The following is a 12,791-nucleotide window of genomic DNA, read 5'->3' on the forward strand; positions in this document are numbered from 1 at the left end:
CCGAGAAACTCGTCATGATTGTCCCGTCTGGGAGAACGCATCGGTCAGCAGAGGCGCTCGCACACGCGATCGCCGAGGCCGCTGCTGGACCGAGACCCCAGCTTAGCCCGAAGGCTTCTCGCGGCTCCACCACTCGAGGAGGGCGGCCTCCGCCTCGTCCCGGTCGAGTGGTCCGCGATCGAGTCGCAGTTCCTTGAGGAAACGCCACGCCCGACCCACGATCGGGCCGGCCGGGATGTCGAGGAGTTCCATGATCGCGTTGCCGTCGAGGTCCGGCCGGACCCGCTGCAGGTCCTCCTGCGCCGCGAGCTCGGCGATCCTGCGTTCGAGGTCGTCGTAGTTGCCCTGCAGCCGCGCCGCCCGGCGCTTGTTGCGGGTCGTGCAGTCCGCGCGGACCAGTTTGTGCAGCCGGGGGAGCAGCTCGCCGGCGTCGGTGACGTATCGACGGACCGCCGAATCGGTCCACCGGCCCTCGTCGTAACCGTGGAACCGCAGGTGCAGGAACACCAGGTTCGCCACGTCCTCGACGACCGACTTCGGGTACTTGAGTGCCTTCATGCGCTTGCGCACCATCTTGGCCCCGACCACCTCGTGGTGGTGGAAGCTGACCCCGCCGTCCGGCTCGTGGCGACGGGTCGCCGGTTTGCCGATGTCGTGCAGCAGGGCCGCCCACCGCAGGATCAGATCCGGGTCGGCCTCCTCGAGATCGACGGCCTGCTGCAGCACGGTCAGGGAGTGCCAGTAGACGTCCTTGTGCTGGTGGTGTTCGTCGATGGCCAGCTTCATCCCGGGGATCTCCGGCAGCACCCGTTCCGCGAGACCGGTCTCCACCAGCGCATCGACCCCGTCGACGGGGTGGTCGCCCAGGATGAGCTTGTCCAGCTCCGCGGCGACCCGCTCCACGGTGATCCGGCCGATGGCGTCGACCATCTCGGTGATCGCCACGACGACGCGGGGTGCCGGGACGAAGCCCAGCTGGGAGACGAAGCGGACCGCGCGCAGCATCCGCAGCGGGTCGTCGGTGAACGACGTCTCCGGGGCGGCCGGGGTGTCGATGATGCCTGCCAGCAGGTCTTTCATCCCGTCGAGCGGGTCGAGGAACTCCTGCGCGCCGTCGGCGCCGATGCGGACGGCCATCGCGTTGATGGTGAAGTCGCGGCGGATCAGGTCCTCGTCGAGGGTGTCGCCGAAACGCACCTCGGGATTGCGCGACACCTGGTCGTAGGTGTCGGCGCGGAACGTGGTGATCTCGATGTGTTGGCCGTCGCGGACCGCGCTGACGGTGCCGTAGGCGATCCCGGTGTCCCAGGTGTGCTCGGCCCATCCACGCAGGATCGCCTGGACCTGCTCCGGTCGGGCGTCGGTGGTGAAGTCGAGATCGGAGCCGAGTCGGCTCAGGACGGCGTCGCGGACCGATCCGCCGACCAGATAGAGGGAGAAGCCCCGCTCGGCGAACCGGGCTCCCAGGGGGTCGAGAACCCCCGACAGCTGCCGCAACGTCACCGCCGCGTGGGCCAGCAACCGGTCGCGGCGCTCGTCCGAGGAGTCCTCCCGCGTTGCTGTCACGGGGTCAGAGCCTACCCAGTACACACCCGACATCGAGCCCCTGACCCGCGCCGGGGTTGAGGAAACCGGGGGTTGACAACGGCTAGCATCGTGGGGTGTCAGCCGAACCCTCCGAGCCGAAACGCGACGTCGCGGGACGTCCGCGGCGTCGGCGCGGCAATCGGCGAGGCGGGAAGCGCCGCGGTGCGCCCGGCTCCGTACAGCCCGGGACGGCAGCCGCCACGGCAATCGGTGACGCCGCACCCGCCCCCGCCGACACGTCCGACGCGCAGGCGCCCACCTCCGGTCCCACCCCGACCGAGGGTGGTCGGACCGGCAGCCGTCGCGGACGACGCGGTCGCAGGCGCAAGCCGAGCAGGCCCACCACCGACAACCCCGACGCCGCGGCCTCGGTCGCCAGTCCCGAGGGCGCCGACGCGTCGCCGGTGGCGGTCAAGCCGTCCGATCTCAACGCCATCAACCGCACCGCGGGCCACGGCGGACGCAGCGCGCGGAGCGGGGCGCGCGCGACGCCCACCAAGAACGCCAGCACCCCCAAGACGAACCCGCGCCTGCGCACCGTCCGGGAGACGTCGGCGGGCGGCCTCATCGTCTCCGGCATCGACGGCCCGGACCGCGAACGCTGCGCCGCGCTCATCGGACGGGTGGACCGTCGCGGCCGGATGATGTGGTCGCTGCCCAAGGGCCACATCGAGACCGGGGAGACCGCGGAGCAGACCGCCGTGCGCGAGGTCGCCGAGGAGACCGGGATCGAGGGCAACGTCGTCGCGTCGCTCGGCAAGATCGAGTACTGGTTCGTCAGCGAGGGCAAGCGGATCCACAAGACCGTGCACCACTATCTGATGCGGTCGACCGGCGGCGAGCTGTCCGACGCCGACTACGAGGTGGCCGAGGTCGCCTGGGTGCCGCTCACCGAACTGCCGCAGCGACTGACCTACTCCGACGAACGCCGTCTGGCCCGCACCGCCGAGGAGGTCATCGCCGATCTGGCCGACGACCCCGAACGGATGGCGCGGTCGGAGGCCGACAACGCCCGCACCGAGCCCAACGAGTACGAGAAGGCCGCCGCGGCACGCAATCAGCGCCGCAACGACGCCCCGAAGCCCGTGCGCGCCCGTCGTCGCCGGCGGGGTCCGCGGCGCCCGTCGGGGACACCGTCGGACACGGCCGGTGGCGTGCGGACCGACCACGACGGCGACGAATGACCTCGATCGGATGATCTCGACACGGCCACGCGACGCGGGGCGACCGCGCCTCCATCTGCGCCGATGGGCTGCGGTGCTCGGGGTGTTCGGGCTCCTGCTGACGACCATGCTCGCCGGGCCGTTGCCGGGCGCGCTCGCACCGGCGGCCGCCGCACCGTTTCCCGAACCGGCCGAATTCGTCAACGTCGCAATCGATTCGGTGAGTCCGTCGGCGGTCACCACCAGCAGTCCCACCACCGTGACCGTGCGGGGGACCCTGAACAACGTCGGCGACCGGCCCGTCACCGATCTCGTGATGCGCGTGCAACGCGGCGAGCGGGTCGCGTCGGGTCCCGAGCTGCGGACGTCGCTGATCCGCGACCCTGCGCAGTACGAGACGGCCACCCGGTTCACGCAGGTGGGCACGAAGCTCGACCCCGGACAGAGCCGGCCGTTCTCGCTGACCGTGCCGTTGACCGGGAACGCCGCCACCCCCGGACTCGGTGTCGACAGCCCCGGTGTCTACCCGATCCTGGTGAACCTCAACGGAACCCCCGACTACGGCACGCCCGCACGGCTCGACGACTCACGCACCCAGCTGACCGTGCTCGGGTTGCCGCCCGACCGGGCGCGAGCCCAGGCGAGCACCCTCGCCGATGCCTCCGCGCCGCCCGGCACGCAGCCGTCGGGTGCGGACGGTTCGGTCGCGCCGACGGTGTCGTCCCCGGCGCAGCTCACGTTGATGTGGCCACTGGCCGCACCGGGTCAACTCGCGCCCGGGATCACCGGCGGCGGTGACGAACCCGTGCGCCTGGTCAGCGACGACCTCGCGACCTCGCTGCGGCCGGGCGGCCGACTCAACGGACTGCTGACCACACTCGACGACGCCACCGCGAGCCCGGACGCCCCGCTCACGCGCAGCGCCTGTCTCGCCATCGACCCCGACCTCCTCGTCACCGTCCAGGCCATGACGTCGGGGTACGAGGTCTCCCGCGACCCCACCGATCCGCGATCGGCGACCCGGGAGGGCACCGGCACCGCCGCGGCCCAGGACTGGTTGCAGCGCCTGCGGACGACGGCATCGCGGCTGTGTGTCGTGGCGTTGCCGTTCGCGCAGGCCGATCTCGACACCGTCGCCCGGGTCAACGATCCCGAGCTCACCCGCACCGCGGTCCGCTCACCCGCCGACATCGTCGACACCATCCTGGGCGTCACCAGCACTCGGGGACTCGCCGTCCCGGTCAGCGGGGCGCTCGACGACACCGCGGCGCGTCTGCTGACCAACTCCGACATCGGTCACGCCCTCGTCGCCTCCACCGCGGTAGCCCGCGAGCAGGTCGCGGCCAACGGCCAGTACCGCACGTCCACCCTCGCCGTGCAGACCTACGACCCGGCCGTCACCACGGCTCTCGCCGGCATGGGCGCCGCACCCAGCACACCGGCCGTCACCGCCGACGACCAACGGTTCGACCTCGACACCGAGTCGCAGGTGAGTCGCCGGGCCGCGGCCACCGCCGCGCTGAGCTACGCCGCGATCTCACCCACCGGGGACGCGACGACCCAGCGGACCGGCGGTGAACCCGACAACCCGACCGTCGGTCGCAGCGAGCTGATCATGCCGCCCGCGGTGTGGTCGGCCTCGGCCGACGACGCCCGCGCGGTCCTCTCGACCACGTCGCTGCTGCTGGACTCCGGGTTGGCCGCACCCCGGCCGCTCGGCGACGTGAACTCCGAGCTCGACCAGGCCGGGGTCTCGGGCGCGCTGCGGGTCCCGCTCGACACCACCCTCGGACTGACCGCGCTCGACGCCGACACCACCATGCTGCTGAGCCGCTCGGCCGGGCTGATCTTCCAGCTCGAGGCGTCGATGGTCGCGCGCAGCGACCTGGCGATCTCGCCGCGGACCTACGTGGCGCCGCTCGACGAGGACCTCATCCGGGCCATGCGGTCGGCGCCCGTCGACTCGACCTCCGACCGCCGCGCCGTGGTGGCCACCGCCGTCGCCCGGGTCCGCGCCGTGGACAAGACGCTCGACCGGATGCGCGACGCCGTCAGCATCCTCGACCCCGGCGGTCGGTACACCTTGGCCTCCGAACGCAGCCCGCTCCTGCTGGTGGTGCGCAACGACCTCCCGCTGCCGATCCGGGTACGCCTCGACACCGCCGCGCCACAGAACCTCGACATCGGCGACATCGGGGTCGTCGAGATCCCACCGCGGGGCACCCGACAGATCCAGCTGCCGACGCAGGCGAAGTCGTCGGCCACGATGACCGTGAACATCGCCCTGGTGACATCCAGCGGTGTCGCGATGGGCAGTCCGATCGACTTGTCAGTACATTCCAACGCATATGGAAAAGCGCTGTTCATCATCACGATCTGCGCCGGCGTCGCGTTGGTCCTGCTCGCCGGCCGACGACTCTGGCACCGATTCCGTGGCGAACCCGATCCGGCCGACCTCGACCGGCCCGAGCCCGACGAGCGCGAACGCCTGATGGCCGACAGCCGCTACCTGCACCAACAGGACCTCACGGCGCCGCCGAGGTCGGGATCGACCGGCGATGACTGACCGCCCGGACGACCCGACGAGCGACGACCGCGGCCCGGATCACCGCCGCGACACCCCCGACGGACCGCCCACCGGCGGACGTGCGGCACCACGACGCATCCCACCGACACCGGGCCGCGGCATCCCCGGCGGCGCACCGTCGGACCGGTTGCCGCCCGTTCCGGGCGCACCCGACGACACCCTGCGCAACCGACGGTCCGCAGGACGCGGACGTCCGCCTGCCGAGATGCCCCCGCGTCGACCGCCGAGCCCGAACGCGCGCCGCTTCGCCGACACCCCACCCGGCTACGTCCCGCCCCCGGTGTCGCGACCCCTGCCCACCACGCCTCCGCGATCGGCGCCGATGCCTGTCGCCGCGCCCCCCTCCGCGTCGGAGCAGACCCGACGCATCGCGACGATCGACGCCCCCGAGTTCGATCCGAGTGACCCGGTCGAGACCGACACCGAGAAGGCCATCTCGCGGGACTCCGACGAGAGCGTCCTGCGGGCCAGCGGCTCGATCGCATTGGCCACCCTGGTCAGCCGCATCTCCGGCTTCGTCCGCACCATCCTCGTGCTGGCCCTGCTCGGACCGGCGATCGCGTCGTCGTTCCAGGCCGCCTACGTGCTCCCCAACCTCGTCGCCGAGGTCGTCCTCGGCGCGGTGCTCACCGCGATCGTGATCCCGGTCCTCGTGCGCGCGGAGTCCGAGGACGCCGACGGCGGTGAGGGATTCATCAACCGGATCTTCACCCTCGCGCTGACGATGCTGGGTGTCGCGACGATCGTCGCGCTCGTCGCGGCACCACTGCTGACCTTGCTCAACCTCGGTGACGGCCTGGTCAACCGCGACCTCGCCACCGCTCTCGCCTACCTGCTGCTGCCCGAGATCCTCTTCTACGGGATGTCGGCGCTGTTCATCGCGATCCTGAACATGAAGGGGTTGTTCAAACCGGGCGCCTGGGCGCCGGTGTGCAACAACATCGTCCAGATCAGCACGCTCGTCGTGTTCGCGATCGTGCCCGGTGAGATCTCGCTGAACCCGGTGCGGATGGGTGACACGAAACTGCTCGTCCTGGGCATCGGCACCACCCTCGGTGTGGTCTGCCAGGCGGCGATCCTGCTGCCCGCCCTGCGCCGTGCCGGAATCAAGCTGCGGCTGCGGTGGGGCCTCGACGACCGCCTGCGCACGTTCGGTCGGATGGCGGGTGCGATCGTGCTCTACGTCGCGGTGCTGCAGGTCGGCTTCATCATCACCTACCGCATCGCGGCGAGCGCGAGCTCCTCCGGTGTCAGCATCTACGCCACCCACTGGCAGCTGCTGCAACTGCCGTACGGCGTTCTCGGCGTGACCATCCTGACCGCGATCATGCCGCGGTTGTCGCGCAACGCCGCGGCCGACGACACCCACTCGGTGGTCGACGACCTGTCGCTGTCCACCCGTCTGACGATGGTCGCGTTGGTCCCGGTCATCACGTTCATGACGTTCTTCGGGCCGGCGATCGGCATCGCCGTCTTCAACTTCGGCCAGTTCGGACTGAACGACGCCGACCAGCTGGGCACCGTCCTGAGTTGGGGCGCGTTCACGATCATCCCGTACTCGATGACCCTGGTGCAGCTCCGTGTGTTCTATGCGCGTGAAGACGCCTGGACCCCCACCGCGATCGCGGTGGGCATCACCATCGTCAAGGTCGCGGCGTCGTACCTGGGCCCGGTGCTGTTCGACGACGGCGACACCATCGTGCGCTGGCTCGCGTTCTCCAACGGGCTCGGCTACATCGTCGGCGCGATCGTCGGACACTTCCTGCTGCGACGACGACTCGGCCCGATCCGGATGACCAACGTCAGCCGCACCACCGTGCTGACCCTGCTCGCTTCGGTCGGCGGCTGTGCGTTGGTGTGGGGCGTCTCGCAACTGTCCGGGCTGCACCGCTTCGCCTCCGACCACGGCAAGCTCGGGTCGATCGCCTACCTCGCGTTCACCGCGGTGGTCGCGCTCGGATTGGTCTACACCGCACTGGTTCTGCTGCGGATCCCCGACGTGATCGCGGTCAGCGTGAGCGTCCGCCGGATGCTCGGTCGCTTCATCCCGGCCATCGCACCGACGAGTCAGCCGCCGTCGGAGTCGATCGCCGAGATGACCGTTGCCTTCCCGCGGATCACCGGCGACGAGAGCCTCCCGTATTCTGGCCAGGTTCAGGTGTTGCGACGATTCGATCGCGGAACGGCCAGTTGGCAGGCATATTCGGTACACACGGGCGGCGCGGCCGGACAGGTGACCCCCGGTGTGCCGCGCGACCTGCGATACCGACGGAGAGGAGTGGACCTCATGGGTGACAACGACGTCGATGCCGGCGGAGCGCGCGACCTCCCGGGACTGGTCAACACCGATCCCCGACTCAGCGCGATACGTCCCGACGCCGAGGGTCCCGCACGTGGTGCCCCGTCGCCGTCGACCGGACCGGTGCGTGCTCAGAGCACCGGGCCCGATGACGCGGCGCGCGACGAGCCGACCGGCCCCGCCGACACCGACACCCCCGAGCGCGACGCCGACCATTCCGAGCCCACCCGGCCCGGACCCTCGGTCCCCGTGGGCGATCCCGGCCCCGTCGGCGCACCCGCAGGACCGCCGGACGGTCGTCCCCGTCCGCGACGTGGACCCCGTCTGGTGCCCGGTGCAGCGGTCGCGGGTGGTCGTTACCGACTCCTCGCCGCACACGGCGGCACACGCGGACTGCAGTTCTGGCGCGCCCGCGACATCAACCTCGACCGCGACGTCGCGCTGACCTTCGTCGACGCCGACCAACTCGCGCCGCCACCCGAGCCCGGTGTGGCCGTCGGGGCGCGGGGTGAGGGTCCGCAGGCCGTCCTGTCCCGGACGCTGCGCCTGGGCCGGGTCAACTCTCCCGGCATCGCTCGCGTACTCGACGTGGTGCGCGGTTCGTCCGGCGGAATCGTTGTGGCCGAATGGGTCACGGGTTCCTCGCTCGCCGATGTCGCCAAGACCAACCCGTCACCGGTCGGTGCCGCACGGGCCGTGCGCGCGCTCGCCGCAGCGGCCGAGGCCGCCCACCGCACCGGCAGTTCGCTGTCCATCGACCACCCCGACCGCATCCGGATCTCCACCGAGGGCAACGCCGTGCTGGCCTTCCCCGGGACCCTCGCCGGCGACGACAAGACCACCGACGTCCGTGGTCTCGGGGCCGTGCTCTACGCCCTGCTGCTCGCGCACTGGCCGCTCGATCCCGACGGCGCCGCCGGCGTCATCACCAGCCGCACCTCCGGCGAGCCGATCGGCGGGCTGCCCGTCGCGGAGCCGTCGGCGACCGGGATCCCCAAGGAGCCCAGGGCCGCTCGTCCCGACGTCCCGTTCGAGATCTCCGCGGTCGCCGCGCGTGCGCTCGAGGGCAACAGCGGCATCCGCACCGCCGCGACCATCCAGCACGTGCTCGACCAGGCGACCGTCGTCGACCAGAAGACCGACCTGATGCCGGTGATCGGCGACGCGACCGAGCGTCCCGCACCGGCGAGCAACGTCCGCGGCGACGGAGGTGGCGGGAAGTCCCGCTTCGGCCTCGGGGACCGCTCCCCACGGTCCATGCGAGTTCTCGCCATCGCCGCAGGTGCCGGTCTGATCACCCTGCTGCTGGTGATCGCCCTGATCGTGTGGCTCACCGACACCGTCGACCCCGACGAGCAGCCCACGAACATCGACTCGTTCCTGGGCAGTTCCGCACCCGCGAGCCCCGGTGCGGGAACCGCTGCGCCACAGGCGGGTCCGATCGGACTGCGGTCGGTGACGGTGGTCGACTACTCGCGTCAGACCGCCGACTCCAGCGCCAACGTCGGCAACGTCATCTCCGGTGAGACGCCGGCGTGGCGGACCGACACCTACCGGGGCGGTCCCCGCTTCGGCAACCTCAAGCCCGGGCTGGGCCTGATGTTCGCCCTCGACCGCGCGAGCACCGTCCGCACGGTCACCATCCGGACCCCGTCGCCCGGCCTCGAGGTACAGGTCCGTACGTCGCCGTCGGCGTCGGCGGCCTTCGACGACACCACGCAGGTCGCCGCCGGCTCGGTCGACCAGCCCACCACCACCATCACCGTGCGCGGCGCGCAGTCCGCCCCCTTCGTGCTGATCTGGATCACCTCGCTGCCGCAGTCGTCCCGCGGCGGCTATCAGGGTGTGATCGGCCAGATCTCGATGGCCGGCTAGACCCGCGTGGCCGACACCGCGCCGGGCACCGTGCTGTGCGAGGACGGTCTCCTCCGACCCGTGTGGGGTTCGGAGCCGGGCATGATGCGTGACTACTACGACACCGAGTGGGGCATGCCGGTCGACGGCGAGAACGCACACTTCGAGAGGTTGTCCCTCGAGGGTTTCCAGGCCGGTCTGTCCTGGTCGATCATCCTGCGCAAGCGGCCCGCGTTCCGAGAAGTGTTCTGCGACTTCGACGTCGACACCGTCGCGGCGTTCACCGACGACGACGTGGAACGGCTCGTCGTCGACGCACGCATCGTCCGCAACCGCGCCAAGATCGAGGCGACCATCGGCAACGCGCGCGCGACACAGGCGCTGCGCGACGACGGTGGACTGGTCGAGCTGCTGTGGTCGTTCCGTCCCGAGACAACGCCGCTGCCCGTCACGTTCGCCGACGTCCCGACGGTCTCGGCCGAGTCGACGGCAATGTCGAAGGAGCTGCGCCGCAAAGGCTTCCGCTTCGTCGGCCCGACCACCATGTTCGCCCTGATGGAGGCGGTCGGCATCGTCGACACCCATCTCGTCGATTCGTTCCGACGCGGATCGTCGGAGGTGTGGGCACCCGACGGCACCCCGGTAGCGTGAGCCCCGTGACCCCGAAGCTGACCGATCTCACCGTCCCCGTCGTCGGCGCACCCATGGCGGGTGGCCCGAGTACCGACGACCTCGTCGCCGCGGTGTCCGGCGCGGGAGGCCTCGGCTTCCTCGCGACCGCATACCGCTCCGGATCCGCAGTGGCACAGTCGATCAGTGCGCTGCGTGACCGCGGTGTCGACCGGTTCGGCGCCAACGTGTTCGTGCCGGACTCGCCCGCCGACCACGTCGTCGACCGCGACGCAGTGCAGGCCTACCGCGACGCCCTGGCCCCGCGGGCCGCGGCGCTCGGTGTCACCGTGCCCGAGATCCCGGAACACTCGACAGACGCCTACGACGAGGTGGTCGCCGTGCTCGTCGAGGCCGCGGTGCCGTGGGTGTCGTTCACCTTCGGCCTGCCGTCGGACTCCGATGTCGCGGCGCTGCACCGCGCGGGGTCGTCGGTCGTCATCACCGTCACCGACGTCGACGACGCACGCGCCGCGGTCGACCGGGGCGCCGACGTCGTGTGGGTGCAGGGGCCCGAGGCCGGCGGCCACCGGTCCACGTTCTCGGTGCATGCGACGCCACCGACCACACCCCTGGTCGAGTTGCTGCCCGCGGTGCGCGCCGCGGTGGACGTCGAACTGATCGCGTCCGGGGGAGTGGCCTCGGGTGCCGATGTCGCCCGCCTGCTCGACCTCGGTGCAAACGCCGTCGCGATCGGCACACTGCTGCTCGACACCCCCGAGGCCGGCACCAGCGGGGCGCACCGCCGCGCCCTGAACGATCCCGCGTTCTCGGAGACGGTGCTGACCAGGGCGTTCTCCGGGCGGCCGGCGCGCGGTCTGGACAACGCCTTCCACCGCGACCTCCACGTCCTGGCACCGCCGGCCTTCCCCGAGCTGAACACGCTGACCGGCCCGCTGCGTAAGGCCGCCGCCGCACAGGACGACCCGGACGGGGTGACCCTGTGGGCCGGGACCGGCGTGGCCGCGGTGACCGACGACCCGGCCGCCACAGTCGTGGGACGACTCTGGGCGCAGGCGCGCGGACACCGCTGATCCCGACGTCTGCAATTGATCCACAGGCACCTCCGCGACGGATGCCCTGAGCGCGGCGTGTCCACTAATCTCCACGCATGGCCGATGCGGGGGATGGTGACGAGCGCACCGACGAGCAGTTGCTCGCCGCTCACGTCGCGGGGGACACACATGCGTTCGCGGTGCTGGTGCACCGTCATCAGAACCAGCTCTGGGCGGTCGCCCGGAGGACCAGCCACACCACCGACGACGCGGCCGACGCACTGCAGGATGCCCTGTTCAACGCCCACCGCAACGCGCACCGTTTCCGGTCGGACGCACGCGTGACCTCCTGGCTGCACCGGATCGTGGTCAACGCCTGCCTCGACCGGATCCGCCGTGACAAGATGCGCCAGACGGTCCCGTTGCCCGAGTACGACATCGCCGCCATCGCCGACCCCCTCGACCCCACCGTCTCGGTGGACCTGCGGCTGTCCATCGGCCGCGCCCTGGACCTGCTGCCGAGCGATCAGCGCGCCGCGGTCGTGGCGGTCGATGTCGAGGGCTACTCCGTGACCGACGCCGCCGCGCTGCTCGGGGTGCCGACCGGCACCATCAAGAGCCGGTGCTCGCGAGGACGGGCCAAGCTCGCGGTGGTCCTCGGACATCTCCGCGAACCGGACGATCACCACCCCGGCGGGAACCCCGCGACCCCCGTCGGCGTCTGATGAAGACCACAGACCGAGGAGGTGAGGCGATCGATGACTGACCGGCAATCCGCCGACGGACCGACGAGTGTCCCCTCCGGCCCCCCGTTCCCGGTCGATCTGGTCGCCGACCTGCACGCAGGCGTCCTCCCCGACGAGGTCGCGGCGGAGCTGTGGCCGCGTGTCCGCGCCGATCCGGATGCGATGGGTGTGATCGCCGCCCTCGACGCGACACGGTCGGACCTGGCATCGGCCCCGGTCGACGCCGAACCACCGCCGCCCGCGGTCGCCGCGAGGATCGAGTCCACCCTGGCCGCGATCCGCTCCGACACCACCGCACCGGACACGCCGGTGCCCCCCGTCGAGTCGATCGAGGACGCACGCGACCGACACCGGGACGCCCGCCGCCGCCGCGGCATGGTCATCGCCTCGATCGCTGCGGGGATCATCGCGGTCGTCACGCTGGTGGTCGCGGTCCTGACCGCGTCGATGTCGTCGCAGGGTGACACCGAGCGCGCCGACGACACCACGGCGCCGATGTCGACCCCGGCACAGTCGGCGGAGGTGCAGGTCGGGGCGCTGCTGTCGGTGCTGGGACGCGACGACGCCACGTTCACCGGTCAGAGCGGACCCGACCGGCTGCGGCGCTGCCTGAGCGCCAACGACGTCGCGCCCACCACCGGTGTGGTCGGCAGCGGACCGCTGACCATCGGCGGTCGACAAGCGGTGGTGGTCCTGCTGTCCACCGGGGTCGCGGGCCGGTTCGAGGCCCTGGTCGTGGGGTCGTCATGCGACTCCGGGACCCCCGCGACGATCTCGCGGCGCACGCTGGGGTCCCCCCGCCCCACCGGGTGAACCCCTCACACGGTCCGCACACCCGCCGCGTCCGACCACGGGGAACAGATCCACTTACCCTTGTGTTGAACCAGCCGG

General features: G+C 71.4%; 8 protein-coding genes. 7 read left to right on the forward strand and 1 reads right to left on the reverse strand.

Going from position 1 to position 12,791, the window contains the following annotated elements; translation table 11 throughout:
- Positions 1-102 precede the first annotated feature (102 nt).
- Positions 103-1,566: a CCA tRNA nucleotidyltransferase gene (locus LX13_RS09630; protein ID WP_253661118.1), complete on the reverse strand. Its 1,464-nt coding sequence runs from the start codon at positions 1,564-1,566 to the stop codon at positions 103-105.
- A gap of 95 nt (positions 1,567-1,661) precedes the next feature.
- Here LX13_RS09630 and LX13_RS09635 point away from each other — a divergent pair, with 95 nt between their 5' ends.
- The 7 genes from LX13_RS09635 (at position 1,662) to LX13_RS09665 (ending at position 12,713) form a co-directional block, all read left to right on the forward strand.
- Complete coding sequence (locus LX13_RS09635) at positions 1,662-2,771, forward strand: NUDIX hydrolase (RefSeq protein WP_253661119.1); 1,110 nt, start codon at positions 1,662-1,664, stop codon at positions 2,769-2,771.
- 10 nt (positions 2,772-2,781) lie between these two features.
- Positions 2,782-5,316, forward strand: a complete 2,535-nt coding sequence (locus LX13_RS09640) for a DUF6049 family protein (protein WP_253661120.1) — start codon at positions 2,782-2,784, stop codon at positions 5,314-5,316.
- A gap of 343 nt (positions 5,317-5,659) precedes the next feature.
- Entirely contained in the window at positions 5,660-9,511 is a 3,852-nt protein-coding gene (gene murJ / locus LX13_RS09645; protein ID WP_372499900.1) for a murein biosynthesis integral membrane protein MurJ, read from the forward strand.
- Positions 9,512-9,517: 6 nt separating this feature from the next.
- Positions 9,518-10,141, forward strand: a complete 624-nt coding sequence (locus tag LX13_RS09650; protein WP_308214725.1) for a DNA-3-methyladenine glycosylase I — start codon at positions 9,518-9,520, stop codon at positions 10,139-10,141.
- A 5-nt stretch (positions 10,142-10,146) separates the two neighbouring features.
- The gene (locus LX13_RS09655; RefSeq protein ID WP_253661122.1) at positions 10,147-11,193 is read left to right on the forward strand and encodes an NAD(P)H-dependent flavin oxidoreductase; all 1,047 of its coding nucleotides are present in this window, start codon (positions 10,147-10,149) and stop codon (positions 11,191-11,193) included.
- A gap of 77 nt (positions 11,194-11,270) precedes the next feature.
- Positions 11,271-11,879: an RNA polymerase sigma factor SigM gene (gene sigM / locus LX13_RS09660; RefSeq protein ID WP_253661123.1), complete on the forward strand. Its 609-nt coding sequence runs from the start codon at positions 11,271-11,273 to the stop codon at positions 11,877-11,879.
- Positions 11,880-11,912: 33 nt separating this feature from the next.
- On the forward strand, positions 11,913-12,713 hold the full coding sequence (locus tag LX13_RS09665) for an RsmA family anti-sigma factor (protein ID WP_253661124.1): 801 nt from the start codon (positions 11,913-11,915) through the stop codon (positions 12,711-12,713).
- Positions 12,714-12,791: the final 78 nt, after the last annotated feature.

This window comes from Williamsia maris, assembly GCF_024171815.1.
In the GTDB taxonomy this organism is placed as follows: Bacteria; Actinomycetota; Actinomycetes; order Mycobacteriales; family Mycobacteriaceae; genus Williamsia_A; species Williamsia_A maris.

Coding starts and splice junctions, on each gene's coding strand:
- LX13_RS09640 (WP_253661120.1), top strand. CDS start 2,782: ATGATCTCGACACGGCCACGCGACGCGGGGCGACCGCGCCTCCATCTG.
- murJ (WP_372499900.1), top strand. CDS start 5,660: ATGCCTGTCGCCGCGCCCCCCTCCGCGTCGGAGCAGACCCGACGCATC.
- sigM (WP_253661123.1), top strand. CDS start 11,271: ATGGCCGATGCGGGGGATGGTGACGAGCGCACCGACGAGCAGTTGCTC.
- LX13_RS09665 (WP_253661124.1), top strand. CDS start 11,913: ATGACTGACCGGCAATCCGCCGACGGACCGACGAGTGTCCCCTCCGGC.